This is a genomic window from Bradyrhizobium sp. AUGA SZCCT0176, assembly GCF_018130145.1.
Classification (GTDB): domain Bacteria; phylum Pseudomonadota; class Alphaproteobacteria; order Rhizobiales; family Xanthobacteraceae; genus Bradyrhizobium.
The window spans coordinates 100,329-115,577 of the sequence record NZ_JAFCMB010000014.1; the positions used below are offsets into that span (position 1 = coordinate 100,329).

The 15,249-nt window shown below is 61.4% G+C and carries 18 protein-coding genes; 10 read left to right on the forward strand and 8 right to left on the reverse strand.

Annotation, left to right across the window (positions count from 1 at the left end):
• Positions 1–22: 22 nt before the first annotated feature.
• The 3 genes from JQ600_RS26715 to JQ600_RS26725 form a co-directional block, all read right to left on the reverse strand.
• Positions 23–574 (reverse strand): hypothetical protein, encoded by a 552-nt coding sequence (locus JQ600_RS26715; protein ID WP_212262541.1) that lies wholly within the window; start codon positions 572–574, stop codon positions 23–25.
• Positions 575–788: 214 nt separating this feature from the next.
• Positions 789–995 carry a hypothetical protein gene (locus tag JQ600_RS26720; protein ID WP_212033207.1) on the reverse strand — a complete coding sequence of 69 codons (207 nt, stop codon included), beginning with the start codon at positions 993–995 and terminating at the stop codon, positions 789–791.
• Between the two features lie 23 nt (positions 996–1,018).
• Positions 1,019–2,656: an isocitrate lyase gene (locus tag JQ600_RS26725; protein ID WP_212387598.1), complete on the reverse strand. Its 1,638-nt coding sequence runs from the start codon at positions 2,654–2,656 to the stop codon at positions 1,019–1,021.
• 220 nt (positions 2,657–2,876) lie between these two features.
• On the opposite strand from JQ600_RS26725, the gene JQ600_RS26730 reads away from it, so the two are divergent.
• Together JQ600_RS26730 and sbmA are read left to right on the forward strand one after the other, a co-directional pair.
• A complete protein-coding gene (locus JQ600_RS26730) occupies positions 2,877–4,322 on the forward strand; it encodes a short-chain fatty acyl-CoA regulator family protein (RefSeq protein WP_212387595.1) in 1,446 nt (481 codons plus the stop codon).
• Between the two features lie 182 nt (positions 4,323–4,504).
• Positions 4,505–5,722, forward strand: a complete 1,218-nt coding sequence (sbmA, locus tag JQ600_RS26735) for a peptide antibiotic transporter SbmA (RefSeq protein WP_212262547.1) — start codon at positions 4,505–4,507, stop codon at positions 5,720–5,722.
• A gap of 926 nt (positions 5,723–6,648) precedes the next feature.
• Here the strand turns inward: sbmA and JQ600_RS26740 are convergent.
• Both JQ600_RS26740 and JQ600_RS26745 read right to left on the reverse strand, forming a co-directional pair.
• Positions 6,649–6,909, reverse strand: coding sequence for a GlsB/YeaQ/YmgE family stress response membrane protein (locus JQ600_RS26740; protein ID WP_212387593.1), 261 nt, complete (start codon positions 6,907–6,909; stop codon positions 6,649–6,651).
• A gap of 24 nt (positions 6,910–6,933) precedes the next feature.
• Positions 6,934–7,389: a YidB family protein gene (locus JQ600_RS26745; protein ID WP_212262551.1), complete on the reverse strand. Its 456-nt coding sequence runs from the start codon at positions 7,387–7,389 to the stop codon at positions 6,934–6,936.
• Positions 7,390–7,656: 267 nt separating this feature from the next.
• Here JQ600_RS26745 and JQ600_RS26750 point away from each other — a divergent pair, with 267 nt between their 5' ends.
• The 3 genes from JQ600_RS26750 (at position 7,657) to JQ600_RS26760 (ending at position 9,033) form a co-directional block, all read left to right on the forward strand.
• The gene (locus JQ600_RS26750; RefSeq protein ID WP_212387590.1) at positions 7,657–7,974 is read left to right on the forward strand and encodes a hypothetical protein; all 318 of its coding nucleotides are present in this window, start codon (positions 7,657–7,659) and stop codon (positions 7,972–7,974) included.
• Positions 7,975–7,986: 12 nt separating this feature from the next.
• On the forward strand, positions 7,987–8,607 hold the full coding sequence (locus JQ600_RS26755; protein ID WP_212262555.1) for a hypothetical protein: 621 nt from the start codon (positions 7,987–7,989) through the stop codon (positions 8,605–8,607).
• 117 nt (positions 8,608–8,724) lie between these two features.
• Positions 8,725–9,033 (forward strand): hypothetical protein, encoded by a 309-nt coding sequence (locus tag JQ600_RS26760; RefSeq protein WP_249133494.1) that lies wholly within the window; start codon positions 8,725–8,727, stop codon positions 9,031–9,033.
• Here the strand turns inward: JQ600_RS26760 and JQ600_RS26765 are convergent.
• The gene (locus JQ600_RS26765) at positions 9,030–9,452 is read right to left on the reverse strand and encodes a hypothetical protein (RefSeq protein ID WP_212387587.1); all 423 of its coding nucleotides are present in this window, start codon (positions 9,450–9,452) and stop codon (positions 9,030–9,032) included. The two genes, JQ600_RS26760 and JQ600_RS26765, sit on opposite strands and share 4 nt — an antisense overlap.
• A gap of 82 nt (positions 9,453–9,534) precedes the next feature.
• The gene (locus JQ600_RS26770; RefSeq protein ID WP_212387584.1) at positions 9,535–10,734 is read right to left on the reverse strand and encodes a DJ-1/PfpI family protein; all 1,200 of its coding nucleotides are present in this window, start codon (positions 10,732–10,734) and stop codon (positions 9,535–9,537) included.
• Between the two features lie 52 nt (positions 10,735–10,786).
• Between JQ600_RS26770 and JQ600_RS26775 the strand changes: the two genes are divergently transcribed.
• The 5 genes from JQ600_RS26775 to JQ600_RS26795 all read left to right on the forward strand — a co-directional run bounded on the left by JQ600_RS26775 (position 10,787) and on the right by JQ600_RS26795 (position 14,388).
• Positions 10,787–11,380, forward strand: coding sequence for a response regulator (locus tag JQ600_RS26775; protein WP_212387581.1), 594 nt, complete (start codon positions 10,787–10,789; stop codon positions 11,378–11,380).
• Between the two features lie 147 nt (positions 11,381–11,527).
• Entirely contained in the window at positions 11,528–11,905 is a 378-nt protein-coding gene (locus JQ600_RS26780; RefSeq protein ID WP_192738521.1) for a VOC family protein, read from the forward strand.
• A 199-nt stretch (positions 11,906–12,104) separates the two neighbouring features.
• Positions 12,105–12,464: a PRC-barrel domain-containing protein gene (locus JQ600_RS26785; protein WP_212387574.1), complete on the forward strand. Its 360-nt coding sequence runs from the start codon at positions 12,105–12,107 to the stop codon at positions 12,462–12,464.
• Between the two features lie 576 nt (positions 12,465–13,040).
• Entirely contained in the window at positions 13,041–14,018 is a 978-nt protein-coding gene (locus JQ600_RS26790) for a tripartite tricarboxylate transporter substrate binding protein (protein WP_212387571.1), read from the forward strand.
• A gap of 7 nt (positions 14,019–14,025) precedes the next feature.
• Complete coding sequence (locus JQ600_RS26795) at positions 14,026–14,388, forward strand: hypothetical protein (RefSeq protein ID WP_212262571.1); 363 nt, start codon at positions 14,026–14,028, stop codon at positions 14,386–14,388.
• 84 nt (positions 14,389–14,472) lie between these two features.
• Here the strand turns inward: JQ600_RS26795 and JQ600_RS26800 are convergent, their stop codons facing one another.
• Entirely contained in the window at positions 14,473–15,216 is a 744-nt protein-coding gene (locus JQ600_RS26800; protein ID WP_212387569.1) for an enoyl-CoA hydratase/isomerase family protein, read from the reverse strand.
• Positions 15,217–15,249: the final 33 nt, after the last annotated feature.

A 15,249-nucleotide genomic window follows, 5' to 3' on the forward strand; every position in this document is an offset into this window, starting at 1 on the left:
GAGGTCCCCTTCAGGCTCCGCGCTAGAGGTTTCGCAGGCTCGCGAACAGCGCGACGCCGAACAGGGCGGCGGCGCCGAGCAGGAAGCCGAACACGAACATCCCGAGGCCGCCACGGCGCTTCGGCGGCTCTTCGGCTGATGGCTCGACCATCGGGGTCGCCACCATCGCATGCTCGCGCTCGATCATGCGGCGCGCGACATAGTCGGTGACGGCATCGACGATGACGGGCACGTCGTGGGATTCGGCGAGCACGATGCGGCCGAAGCGGGTGTCCTGCACGAAGCGGTAGATGCGCTTGTCGCGTCCCATCAGGATATGCGCGACCACGTCGATCCACAGCCGCGGGGTCTCGCCCTGGCTGACGCCGCGGTCGAACAGATCGACCTTTTCGGGGACCTGCGCGAACAAGGGATCGAGCGCCTCGTTCATGATCTCGAGCCGCGCGACTTCGGCATCGCGCAGTTCGACGACGACGCCGGTGCGGTCGGCGGCCTCGATCCGCGCCTTGCGCAGCGCGTCGCGCAGCCGCGTCGGTTGCGGTTCGGTGATGGCGGTACTCTGAACGTCTGACATCTTGCGGCCCGCCTTTGTCCTGAAGGGTTGGCGGGGGTTAACCTAGCAGTAACCATGTTTTGCGCAAAGCTCGTTTGTTCCCAATGACTTAGGTTTTGGTTGAAAAGCCTTGTTTCGGTTGAAAACGGCCGACGGCCCCACCCGGAGATCCGGATGGGGCCGTCCCACCTACGTTTTCCTTGGACGTTTCTTCTAGTTTATCGGCAGCAGCCGCTCAGGCCGAGACGCGGGAGGGCTCTTCGACGATCGAAAAGCGCACGCCGGCCTTGTGACGGTTCTCTTCCGAGACCGCGCGCCAGGCATCCTCTGCCTCTTTGCGGGTCTTGAAAGGTCCCTGTACCTGGGCCGAGCCTTCCACGAGCTTGTGGAAGTTCATCGAGCCGAACTCGCCGCCAATCACCCAGAAATTGCTCTTCGTCATGACTAGTCTCCTGCTTGTTACCGTTAGCCGAACTGGTTCATCGTGTTGTGGGCGCCGCCCGCCTTCAGAGCGGCTTCCCCGGCGAAATATTCCTTGTGCTCGTCACCAATATCGGAGCCGGCCATGTTCTGATGCTTGGCGCAGGCGATACCCTGACGGATCTCCTGGCGCTGAACATTCTTCACATAGCCCAGCATGCCCTGCTCGCCGAAATACTCCCTCGCGAGATTGTCAGTCGACAGAGCTGCCGTGTGATAGGTCGGCAACGTGATCAGATGATGGAAGATGCCGGCGCGCTTGGCTGAATCGGCCTGGAAGGTGCGGATGCGCTCGTCGGCTTCAATGCCCAGCGGCGTATCGTCGTATTCCGGCTTCATCAGATCGGCGCGGTTGTACTTGCTGACATCCTTGCCGGCTTCCTTCATCGCGTCGTAGACCTGCCAACGGAAGTTGAGCGTCCAGTTGAACGACGGCGAGTTGTTGTAGGCCAGCTTCGCGTTCGGAACGACCTCGCGAATGCGGTCGACCATCTTGGCGATCTGCTCGATATGCGGCTTCTCGGTCTCGATCCACAACAGGTCGGCGCCGTTCTGCAGCGAGGTGATGCTGTCGAGCACGCAGCGATCTTCGCCCGTGCCGGCACGGAACTGATAGAGGTTGCTGGCAAGCCGCTTCGGACGCATCATCTTGCCGTTGCGGTTGATGATGACATCGCCGTTCCGGGCATTGTCGGCCGTGATTTCCTCGCAATCCAGGAAGCTGTTGTACTGATCGCCGATGTCGCCGGGCTTGTGGCTGACAGCGATCTGCTGCGTGAGACCGGCACCCAGCGAGTCGGTGCGGGTCACGACGACGCCGTCTTCGACGCCGAGTTCAAGGAAGGCATGGCGGCAGGCACGAATCTTCGCCAGGAACACCTCGTGCGGCACAGTCACCTTGCCGTCCTGGTGGCCGCACTGCTTTTCGTCCGAGACCTGATTTTCGATCTGCAGCGCGCACGCACCTGCCTCAATCATCTTCTTTGCGAGCAGGTAGGTCGCCTCCGCATTGCCGAAACCGGCGTCGATGTCAGCGATAACAGGCACGACATGGGTCTGGAAGTTGTCGACCTTTTCGATCAGTTCCTTTTCCTTCGCCTTGTCGCCTGCCTTGCGGGCGGCGTCGATGGCGCGGAAGATATCATTGAGCTCACGGGAGTCCGCCTGACGAAGGAAGGTGTAGAGCTCTTCGATCAACGCGGGCACCGAAGTCTTTTCGTGCATCGACTGGTCGGGAAGCGGTCCGAACTCGGAGCGCAGCGCGGCGATCATCCAGCCGGAGAGATAGAGATAGCGGCGATCGGTCCTGCCGCCGAAATGCTTCTTCACCGAGATCAGCTTCTGCTGCGCGATGAAGCCATGCCAGCAACCCAGCGACTGGGTGTACTTGGTCGGATCGGCGTCATAGGCAGCCATATCGCTGCGCATCAGCGCCGCGGTGTACCGGGCGATGTCCAGGCCGGTCCTGAAGCGGTTCTGCAGACGCATGCGCGCCACGGCTTCGGCGGTGACACCGTTCCAGGTCGGCTGGGTCTCGAGCAGCGCCTTGGCAGCGCCAAGCTCGCTCGCGTAGGAAGCGGGTCCCTTGATCGCCTGGTCGATGCCACGTGGCTGATAGTTCATTTGCTTAATCCTTTCGGTGACGACTAATTTGCGGCATTCATCACTCTTTGCCGTAATCGACATTCATGACAGTGCATTGCAAAACGTACCGAAAGCTAAACGCCAAAATCCCGATTTCGTATAGATAGCTTGATTTTGAATGGTGATGTCATGTAACATCTATACTTGTCACAGATGTCATTTTGTCAATTTTGTCACAAAATCCGTCAGAAAGGCTGACATGGCGAGCGAGTCCGGAAAGAAGCTGTTTGTCGGTCCGCGGTTTCGCCGGATCCGCCAGCAGCTCGGCCTTTCGCAGACCCAGATGGCCGAGGGCCTGGAGATTTCTCCGAGCTATATCAACCTGATAGAGCGCAACCAGCGCCCGGTGACCGCGCAGCTGCTGCTCCGGCTGGCGGAGACCTATGACCTTGATTTGCGCGATCTCGCGACCGCCGACGAGGATCGTTTTTTCGCCGAACTGAACGAGATATTTTCCGATCCGCTGTTCCGGCAAATCGACCTGCCAAAACAGGAACTGCGCGATCTCGCTGAATTGTGCCCCGGTGTGACTCATTCGCTGCAACGGCTGTACGCCGCCTATACCGAGGCCCGCCGCGGCGAAACGCTGGTGGCGGCGCAAATGGCCGACCGGGACGAGGGAACCCGGTTCGAGGCCAATCCGATCGAACGGGTGCGCGACCTGATCGAGGCCAACCGCAATTACTTCCCCGAACTCGAACAGGCCGCGGAAAGCCTGCGCGACGAACTGGGCGTGCCGTCCGAGGAATTGTTTGCGGCCCTCGCCGCGCGATTGCGCGAAAAGCATTCGATCGTCACCCGCATCATGCCTGTCGACGTGATGCGCGAGACGCTGCGACGGTTCGACCGCCATCGCCGGCAGCTGCTGGTCTCCGAACTGGTCGACGGCCCCGGCCGCGCCTTCCAGCTCGCGCTGCAGATCGGGCTTGCCGAATGCAGCGCCAGCATCGATACCATCGTCAACCGCGCCGGCCCGCTCGACGACACGCCGCGAAGGCTCTACCGGATTACGCTGGCGAATTATTTCGCCGCCGCCACCATGATGCCCTATCAGGCGTTTCATTCCGCGGCCGAGGCGCTGAACTACGACGTTCACGTGCTGGCGCAGCGCTTCAATGCCGGTTTCGAGCAGGTCTGCCATCGCCTGACCACGCTGCAGCGGCCGAACGCGCGCGGCGTGCCGTTCTTCCTGCTGCGCGTCGACAATGCCGGCAATGTTTCCAAGCGGTTTTCCTCCGGCACGTTTCCGTTCTCGAAATTCGGCGGCACCTGCCCGCTGTGGAACGTGCACTCGACCTTCGACACGCCGGACCGGCTGCTCAAGCAGGTCATCGAATTGCCAGATGGCACCCGTTACTTCTCGATCGCGCAGATGGTGCGCCGGCCGGTGGCGCCGCACCCGCAGCCGCAGCCGCGCTTTGCGATCGGTTTGGGGTGCGAAATCCGCCATGCCGCAAAACTGGTTTATGCCGCCGGCATGGACCTGGAGAAAACCGAGGGTACGCCGATCGGGGTCAATTGCCGGCTCTGCGAGCGCGAAAACTGCAGCCAGCGCGCCGAGCCGCCGATCACGCGCACCCTGATCCTGGATGAGAACACGCGGCGCGTGTCGTCGTTTGCGTTCAGCAATGCGAGAGAGTTGTGAGTGTTTGAGATTTCTGACTGCACGAGATTTTGGGGCTGTCATTCCGGGGCGATGCGAAGCATCGAACTACGATGTGCTATTGCACATCGGAGAATCTCGAGATTCCGGGTCTGGTCCTGCGGACCATCCCGGAATGACGGCCTCCCCAGAGCCACAAATCCTCTGACCTGAGAGACAACCGAATGTTCGTTTCATTCTTCCCCCGCCCGAAAATCTTCTTCATCTCGGCGATCGTCTGGGCCGCGCTGGCGATGACGCTCTGGTACAGTTACGCCAACGAACTGTACGGGTCGTCAGCGCCTGTTGTCGGCGTCTCGACCTTCTGGTCAGTGCGTTCGCTGTGGTTCGATCTGTATTTCTGGGCGTTCGTCGGCATCTTCACAGCCTTCTGGATGTGGTTTTCGCCGCATCCCTGGGCGCTGTGGTCGATCCCGGGCTCGGCGCTGATCCTGTTCGCCACCTATTTCCAGGTCCAGGTCAGCGTCGCCATCAACACGTGGTACGGGCCGTTCTACGATCTGCTCCAGGCCGCGCTTTCGAAATCGAAGCCGGTCACTGTCGAACAGATCTACGGAGAATTTTCGACTTTTGCCGGCATCGCGCTGGTCGCCGTTACCGTCGGCGTACTGACGCGTTTCTTCGTTAGCCATTACATCTTCCGCTGGCGCACCGCGATGAACGATTTTTACATCGCCCACTGGCCGCGCCTGCGCACCATCGAAGGCGCCTCGCAACGCGTCCAGGAAGACACCATGCGGTTTGCGACCATCACCGAAGGCCTCGGCGTCAATTTCATCAGCGCGATCCTGACGCTGATCGCCTTCCTGCCGGTGCTGCTCAGGCTTTCCAGCATTATCACCGAGCTGCCTATCGTCGGTGCGATCCCCTATCCGCTGGTGATCGCCGCGATCGTGTGGTCGATCTTCGGAACCGGTTTGCTGGCGCTGATCGGCATCAAGCTGCCCGGCATCGAGTTCTTCAACCAGCGGGTTGAAGCCGCCTACCGCAAGGAGCTCGTGCTCGGCGAAGACGATCCGGCGCGCGCCGATCCGATGACGCTGAATGAGCTCTTCGTGCACATTCGCAAAAACTATTTCTGGTTCTATTTGAACTACCTGTACTTCAACGTCGGCCGCATCGTCTATTTGCAGACAGACGTCATCTTTCCCTACATCCTGCTGGCGCCGACGATCGTCGCCGGCAAGCTCACGCTGGGTCCGCTGCAGCAGATCCTGAATGCGTTCACTCAGGTGAGAAACTCGTTCCAGATACTGATCAACTCCTGGACCACGATCGTCGACCTGCTCTCGGTCTACAAGCGCCTGCGCGGCTTCGAAGCCATGATCGCCGGCGCCCCGCTGCCCGACATCGAGCACGTGAAGGAGCCCGCGGGGATTTGAGGGAGTTGCCGTCAATATCGCAATCGTCGTCCCGGCCTTGAGCCGGGACCCATACGCCGCGGCAGTCATTGTTGAAGAAGGTCTCTAACGCCAGAGCTTTCACCGATGGGCCGCGGCGTATGGGTCCCGGGTCAAGCCCGGGACGACGGCGGTGTTTGTTGTTGCACCATCATTCACATTCAAACGCAGCTCCACGTTCTCGCGGCGCATTGCGCCCGAGCGTTGCTGGAAACTTCTCGCCCTCATGAAATCAGAGGGCGCAGGGAATGCCGGATGCGCGCTGCACCCGCGGTCTCGTGTGCGAATTGTGCTAAGTAGGCTGCACACGAGCATACAGGGCAGCGGAGAGCATCCGACATTCCCTGCGCAATGGCTTTACGACTTATGACGCGCTCTCCCCGGTGAGACGGCCTCTATTGCCACCGTCGCCCCTCGGAAGCGTTAGCTCCCGAAAGGCTTGACGCCGTTACGGGCGCCAGGACCACACGCTTTCACCGTACGCATCAGCCGCGACCGTCAATCGCAACCTCAGCGTCCACCGCAACCCGCCCCTCGTCGTGACGACGGCCGACGCCCCTCTGAGTGGGACGGGATGGCTATTGATGTGCAGGTGATTTGGGGTCGAAGGAAAGCGAAATATTTTCGATTTTCGGAAATTTTCGACTTGACGCGATTTCTGACAATCGGAATTGATTTGCCCGTCGGGTCGTTTTGTCGCAGTCAGCCGCGTCTTCCTGCGCCTGACTCATAAAGAGATCAATGAAATAGCGCCTTGTACCGAACACCGTCATGCCCGGCCTTGTGCCGGGCATCCACGTCTTGGCTTCCATAACAAGAAAGACGTGGATGGCCGGGACATAGGCGAGCGGAAGCGACGCCGTCCTACAGACGGCTATGCCCGGCCATGAGGAAAAAAGTTGACCCGCTCAAATCGGGCGCCGGCGACCTGCGACCATGCTGTAGACAAGCAGGACAACAATGGCGCCCACGACCGCGCCGATCAGGCCGGCCCCCTCGCCGGGGCGATACCAGCCGAGTGCCTGGCCGAGAAACGTCGCAACGAACGCCCCGATGATGCCGAGTATCGTCGTGAGGATGAACCCCGAGGGCTCGTTATCTCCGGGCATGATGAACTTCGCTATCACGCCGGCCACGAAACCAATAATGATCGTCCAGATAATGCCCATATCAAAATCCTCGGTTTGTGAGCGTCAGCTCGGAAGGCGCCCGTCGGGCGTATATTGATCAACGGCATTTGGCAGTTCTCGCGACAGCCTTGCCAGGAGTTCTTCCTGCGACAGGCCGGTTTGCTGTTCGAGTGCGGCCAGCACATCCGCGCCGATAGCCTGTTTCAGTTGCGGGGCAGGAAGCTCCTTGTTCGGTCCCTTCCCGACCCAGGACTCGGCAGCATCTCCCTGGCCGTTCTCCTTGAAGCGTTCGAGCAACTCACCCAGCCCGCCGCCCAGCAGTCCGCCGACACCGCCGCCGCCGAGCGCTCCGCCGAGATTGCCGAGCAAGCCGCCCAGGGGACCTTGCTGGTTGCCGGCGCCCGGCTGCGCGTTGCCGGTCGCGCCTTTCAGCATCTCGGCGATCTTGTCCCTGTTCTGGTAGCCCGCCAAAGCGAGCAAGCCCAATAGCGCTGTCATCGATGGCATCCCGCGGGACATGGTCGTCTCCTTCGTTGAATCACTGAATCACCGCGCCTGTAACGTGCCAGTTCCTGCCGGGTTCCATGCCAGCCGTCAGATGGCTTCGATTGTCGTCTGAGAGGATTTGTCCTTTCGCACAGCGGCAGCACTCACCGCCCCAAAAACCCGCCAACGATCATACTGACCGGTCTGGTGGCGCCGAACGAAAGACGCATGACGTCGCGATGCGAGGAACCAAAGACATAACGGGAGATTAGGCCCGCTCCTGAAACTCTGGAGAAAATTATGAAACGCTCACTTCTTTTCGTTTGTATCGGATTGCTGGCGGCCACTACGGCCTCGGCGCAAAATCCGCCGGCGCAGCCCGGACCAAACAACAACGCGGTCAACAGCGCCGGACAGAACAACTCCAACGCTCCTGTCGCGGGTCGCAACAGTTTCACCGAAGGACAAGCCAAGTCGAAAATCGAGGATGCCGGCTACACCAACGTCACCGAACTCAAGAAGGATGACAACGGCGTGTGGCGCGGCAAGGCCAGCAAGAGCGGGTCCGCTACTGCGGTGAGCGTCGATTTTCAAGGCAACGTCAATACTGCCAAGTAAGGAAAAATAAAAATGACCGTCACAATCTCTCGCCTCTACAACAATCACACTGACGCTCAGCAAGCTGTCCAGCGCCTCGAAACCGCAGGCGTGCCGCACTCGGACATCAGCCTGGTCGCCAATAATTCCGACGGCTGGTTCAATACCGACAAGAAGGTGGATCGTGACCACGATGGCACCGACGACCGCGCCGAAGGTGCCGGCACGGGCGCCGGCATCGGCGCCGGCGTCGGCGGCGCAGCCGGCCTGCTGGCCGGACTAGGCTTGCTGGCGATCCCCGGACTGGGGCCCGTTGTTGCGGCCGGTTGGCTGGCCGCAACGGCGGTTGGCGCGGCCGCAGGTGCCGCGACCGGCGGTATCGTCGGCGCGCTCACGCAAGCCGGCGTTTCGGAAGCCGATGCTCACTCCTACGCCGAGGGCATTCGCCGAGGCGGCACGCTGGTGTCAGCACGCGTTGCCGATGCGGATCGTTCCCGCTTTGAGGCGGCATTGAACGAATCTGCCGTCAACCTGCGCGACCGCAGCGCCGCCTGGCAGAAGACCGGGTGGAAGTCGTTCGATCCCGCCAGCAAGCCCTACGGCGCCGAGGAAGTCCGCAAGGAGCGGCAGCTCTACGGCGGCGGACTTCGCTAAGCAAAGCATCAAGGCGGCCCGCCCCGGCGGGCCGCTTCTTTGCCGAACATCGACACTCAACATGAGAGATCAGTCATCGACGCAGTTCGCGGTCGAACATATAGGCCTTTAACGGACATGTTTTTCTTCCCCTGGTATTCCGCCATGATGCTTGCCGTTGAAGCAGGCACCGTTATCGACAGGAGATTGTGGAAGATAGCCCAGGGCGGGGCCGAAGGGGCGGCCGAAAGTCATCTGATGGTCCAAGAGAAGGTCGATGCCTTGTTTCAGGCGGGGTCGGTTCTGTTGGCTGGAGGAAGCTCCGCTCAGGTTATCGACATGTATCGCAAGCATGTGGCTGCCAACGCGTTACGGCTGCAGCCGCTCCTCGCGGCGCAAATCAACAAGCCGGAAGCAATACTTCCCTCCCAGGCGGACGAATTCTAATCGTCGTCCGCGGCCCAGGGAACGGTGCCGCTCTTCCACTTGCCTTCGACCTTGTCGGTATCCTCGATCAGTTGATCGATGACGCTGATCGGCTTCTTGCCCGGGTTCTTCTGGCAGAATTCGTAGATCAGCGGGAGGATCTTCTTTTCGTTCATCAAATAGAGGTCGACATACTGGCTGTCGCCCTCGAGCAATGCGATGTTGGCGGCGCTCATATAACCCTGGACCCAATAGAAGATCAGGGAGTTGGTCACATTGTTGAAGCCCTCTGCCGGATTCATGTCCTTGGCCAGCTTTTCGCAAGACGCGACGCCGATCCCGTTGGTCGCCAATTGTTGTGCGCCGGCCGGCGCGGCGGAGGTGAAGAAGCAAGCTGCAACGGCCGATAGTCCGTAAGAAATGCGATTGATAGCGCTCATGGAAGCTCCCGTTTGTGCGCGCAATGGCTGCAAGTATGCCTTGCAGACTGCCCCATCGGCGGATTCGAGTCGACTCCCCGGCCTAAGGTAAGCGATTCTGCCCCAACGACGGCGCGGCCGCTCTGCCCATCTCAACGCGCGCACCATGCCTCGGATATTCCAGCTGCATCGCGACAAAGTCGGCGGTCGGCATGCCGTAGCGCACCTCGATTGCGGCAAGCGTCTGGTCCAGCGCCTTCGCCGGCGGCGAAACGCCGATATCAGGCAGCCGCCGCTCCGCCGGCCAGGTGGCGGCGACCTCATCGGGCACAATGCGAATGCCGTTGCGGGTCGCTAGCGCGCCCGCGCTAGCGGCAAAAATCACTGCGCGTGAGCGATAGGTGCGCGACCACGCGTCCGCGACGAGGGCCAGCGACACTTCGTCCATGCCGGACGAAAGCTCGATGCCGAGTTGCTCGCGATTCCAGAAGGCCAAGACATTGCGCATCGCCGTCAGCGCGAACGAGCGCGTAAACTGAAAGGCGTTGCTGTCGTGACGCGCGTCCCAGTCGGCAAGGCCGATGTCGCGGCCGACGGCTTCGGCCTTGGCGCGGCCGGCGATGGCCTCGATCAGGGTCAGCGACATCGGCATCGACGCTGAGATCCCGGTCGTCGTCGCAACGGCGCCGTCGACCACCAGCCGCCGGTTCGCGACATAGCGGATCGACGGATGCTTGCCCTGCAACTCCTGCAGCGAATACCAGTGCGTCGTCGCCCGTTTGCCGTGGAGCAATCCGGCGTCGCCGACGACTTTTGCCCCGGCACAGACGCCGATAACGATCGCTCCCTTGGCCGCCTGGCTCCTGATCCATTGCAGCGCGGACGGATCGTCGTCACGGCTCATGGCGGGGACGATGACATAGTCGGCTCCATCAGGATGCTGCGCGTCGAAATCAGCGATGGTCGCCTGCGGCTCCACCTTCAGCACCGGGAATAGCGACATCGGCCCCGGATTGGTTGCCAGCGTCACCACATCGGCCACATCGGCGCGCCGCAAAATGCCGTAGGGCATCAGATAGTCCGTGGTCTCGGTGGCATCATTGATGCCGATGATCGCGATCAGCGGACGCTGGCGCTTCGGCGGCTTCAGCGCGGCAATCGTGGCCTCAGCCTCCTCTTTCGCGATCTGCGGCGCAGCGGCAAACGAGGCCGCCGGAGGCAGCGTGAAAATCCAGCCCGCAAAGATGATTGCGAACAGTGCCGGGGCGCCCAGGCCGATCCATTTTACAAGTCGCCAGTTCATGGTTGCTTGGCTCTGACATCCATTGCGATTTGGCGCGCAAGCTACTGCGCGCATGGCCGCGCCGAAATGGCGTAAATCGCGCAAAAACAGACATGCGTTGGAAGGCGATCATCGTTCACGATTTCATGAACCAGTGCCCTTCACGCGCCTGGTCATCATCTTGCCAACGTTATGGACTGAACAGGATTTCGGTTGGTTGAATGGCGCAGGAGCCCGCGCGCCGCGCACCCAGTATGGTCGACCAAGCCAGAGGTCAGCGTTGTCGGAATCTCCACTCATTCTCGTCGTCGAAGACGAGTACCAGTTGCAGGGCGTCGTCGAGGCCTCGCTGATCGACGGCGGTTTTGCAGCCGACATTCTGTCGTCGGGCGAAGAGGCGCTGACCCTGGTCAGAGGCCGGATCAAGAACTACCGGGCGCTCGTCACCGATGTCAGCCTGAAGGGCACGATGAGCGGCTGGGACGTGGCGCGACAGGTCAGGGAGATCGACCCGCATTGTCCGGTCATCTACATGACGGGCCTGGCTGCGGATGAATGGTCATCGCGGGGCGTGCCCAACAGCGTGCTGTTGCAAAAGCCGTTCGCGCCGGCGCAACTCGTCACGGCGGTTTCCCAGCTGCTGAATGCCGGCCCGGCAATCGCGTAAGCAAGGGCCGAACGCAGCCTCATCTCACGTTGCCCGATGAGCCCGACGTCAATCACTTCCCTATTCCCGCCTGCGCTGTTACGTTCGGCCCCACAAAAACACGGCACGTCGCCGGCCGCTCGGCGCAACTTCGGGGAGAAAGACAAGATGTTTTCGCACGTCATGATCGGGACCAACGATCTGGAAAAGGCCAAGGTGTTTTATGACGCCTTGCTGGGCACGCTCGACATTCCGCCCGGGCGGGTCGACCGCCACCGCATCTTCTACCGCAGCAAAACCGGCACCTTCTCGGTTTCGAAGCCGATCGACGGCAAGGAAGCATGCCACGCCAATGGCGGCACCATCGGCTTTACCGCCAATTCCCCCGAACAGGCCGACGCGTTTCATGCGGCCGGCCTCGCCCATGGCGGCAAGACCTGCGAGGATCCGCCCGGCATCCGCGAAGGCAGCGGGGTGAAACTCTACATCGCCTATCTGCGCGACCCTGATGGCAACAAGCTCTGCGCGCTGCACCGCGTGGCGTGAGGCGAATGTAGAGAGGCGAATGTAGCCCGCATGAGCGGAGCGATATGCGGGTAGATCCAAGATCCCGGATATATCGCTTGCCTCATCCGGGCTACGATTGCCACTCGGCGGCGTTGCCATGACCGCGGCGCGTCGAATCTTCGCAGGAACAATTCGTGATTCCGCCGGTTGCTCGTTCTCAAACAATGGAGGAGCAACCATGGTTACGGAAGCAAGAGAGACCGGTTCCCTGATCGGCAGCGACAAGGTGGAAGGAACCGCCGTGTACGGCGCCGACGACACCAAGATCGGGTCGATCGAACGCGTCATGATCGACAAGACGAGCGGCAAGGTCTCGTATGCCGTGTTGAGCTTTGGCGGCTTTCTCGGGATCGGTGACGACCATTATCCGCTGCCCTGGCAGTCGCTGAAATACGACACCAATCTCGGCGGCTATCGCACCGGCATTACCGAGACGCAGCTGAAAGGCGCGCCGAGATACGGCAATGACAACGCCTGGAACTGGTCCGACCCTGCGCGTGTACGCACGGTCAACGACTATTACGGCATCGCGATGTAGTCACCGCCGCCGCGCAAGACTGCAAAGGTCCGCTCTCAGGCGGGCCTTTTCGTTTGGCGAGACGAAATTTCGGGACGGTTAATCATAAGCTTAAGGGATTGGCCTGGAATCGCATTGCCGAAAGCTAAATGGCCACTGGATGCGAGGACGATCTCTTAAGGAAGCTCCGGTACAGCTGCCCGATAATCGACCTTCCAAACAAGACGGGTAACGACGGCCCGCGGCCCAGGGACCTGACGATGGACGATTCGGTTCAAATCCGCTGCCACCGCTGCAAATCGTGTTTTCGCGAAAAGGCGCGACGGCTGCAGAGCGGCTACTCCCGGCAGTGCATCAGCTGCGAAACGATGCTGTTCTTTGACGACGGGTCCGCCGACAAGAACATCCAGCGGACGCTGCGGGATGCGAGAAGAATTCGCAAGGAGCTTCGCGAAGCCGAAGCCGAAAAGTTCGCCACCTCGGCGCTGGTGTCCTCAAGCCGTGAGTCCTCAAACGCAAGGTCCACGACTTCGGGTCGCGAAGATTAGGCCGGCCCTGTAAATTGAGCTAGCATTGGCGTCCCCGGGGGGCACGCCAATGAAAATTCAACGCCGACAATTCCTGCAGCTCACGGCCGCCAGCCTCGCCGCGCCGGCGTTTCCACATTCCGCCGTGGCGGAGGATTATCCGGCGCGGCCGGTGCGCATCGTTGCCGGCTTTGCCGCCGGCGGCGGCGTCGACATCACGGCGCGGCTGATCGGCCAGTGGCTCAACGAGCGGCTCGGGCAATCCTTCGTGGTCGAGAACCGCACCGGCGCCGGCGGCAATATCGGCACCGAGGCCGTGGTCGGCGCCGCGCCCGACGGCTACACGCTGCTGCTCGCCACCGTGCCGAACGCGGTCAACGCCGCGCTCTACAATAATCTCAAATTCAATTTCATCCGCGACATCGCCCCGGTCGCCGGCATCATCCACGTGCCGATGATCATCCTGCTGCATCCGTCGATGCCGGTCAAAACCGTCCCCGAATTAATCGCCTATGCCAAGGCCAATCCGGGCAAGGTCAACATGGCCTCCGCCGGCAATGGCAGCGCGCCGCATATGGCGGGCGAGCTTTTCAAGATGATGACCGGCGTCAACATGGTGCACGTGCCCTATCGCGGCCAGGGCCCGGCGCTGACCGATCTCTTGGGCGGCGAGGTGCAGGTGCTGTTCGCAACCGCGCCGGGCACGACGGATTACATCGCGAGCGGCAGACTGCGCGCGCTGGCGGTGACATCAGCGGCGCGGGCGGAAGTGGCGCCGGAGCTGCCGCCGGTCGGCGATTTCGTGCCGGGCTACGAGACCAGCCAGTGGTACGGCATGTGCGCGCCCGCCAAGACGCCGACGCAAATCATCGGCAAGCTCAACAGCGAAATCAACGCGGCCATCGCCGACGCCCGCATGAAAGCCCGCCTCGCCGCGATCGGCGGCGAACCACTGCCGGGCACGCCGGCCAATTTCGGCAAGCTGATCGCGGAAGAGACCGAGAAATGGGCCAAGGTGGTTCAGGCGGGCGGATTGAAGCCGGATTGAGGTTGGCATGAGCTGGAACGAATCCGACATTCTGGCCGCCCGTCGCGCGATATTTGAGGCCGCGCAAGATATGCTGGCGGGCACCCTTTCCTATGTCGAAGGTGCGCGGAAAATTTTCGCCGCGATGGAGGCGTCGAGACTTGATCAATGGGATGCCGATCTGTTGCCCTTCGTTGGCATCGTTTCCGAAACCGACGCGCTGCCGTTTGGCGAAATGAGAACGCATTGGCAAGCCGCCGCACTCGATGCTCTCCAGCCCAAAATCGCAGAGATGGAAGCTTGGGCTCGACGGGTTGGCGAACCCTATTGCATCAATCTCGTGGATCGGTTCTCAAGCGGCAAGATCGAACTCAGGCCGTGGGGTGGGTAGAGCGAAGCGAAACCCGCCGCAGATGTGGCCACGAAGATGGTGGGTTACGCTGCGCTAACCCACCCTACGAAGTATCGCTCTGCACTACCTTCCCTTATAAACCGCCCGGCGCTTTTCCTTGACCGCGGCGGCGGCCTCGATCGCGTCTTCGCTTTCCTTGACTTCATGAAGCTGGCGCTGGGCACGGCCGGATTGTTCGGAGGGTCCGTGCGGCAGGACGCCTTCGGTGACAAAGCGCTTCAGGGTTTTCAGCACCAGCGGCGAGAACTCGGCCATCTCGCGCGCCATCTTCAGCGCGACCTCGACCTGCTGCCCGACCGGCACCACCTCGTTGACGAGGCCGATATTCCAGGCGCGCTGCACCTCGACGATGCGGCACAGCAGCATCATCTCCATCGCGATCTTGTGCGGGATGCGCGCAGCTAACCCCGCGATCATGCCGCCGGTAAATCCCATCCGCGCTTCGGGGTAGGAGAATTTGGCGTTCTCGGCCGCGACCGTGAGATCGCACATCATCGACAGCACCAGCGCGCCGCCGACGCACCAGCCGCCCACCGCCGATATGATCGGCTTTGTCGTCTCAAAGCCGACGGTCGGAATGCAGCGCCACAGTTCGGGAAAATTTCCGGTATCGGCACCGCCGGAAAACGCCTCATTGCCGGCGCCGGTCAATACCGCGGCCTTCTGCATCGGCGAGCGCTCGAACTCCACAAAGGCCTTCTGCAGCAACAGCGCCGTCTCGGCGCAGATGGCGTTGCGGCGCTCGGGCCGGTTGATCGTGACCAGCGTGGTGCCGTCGGAATTGTTTTCGACCAGAACTTTTTGCATGTTGTTTTCCTCCCCGAATGCGGGGAGGTTAGC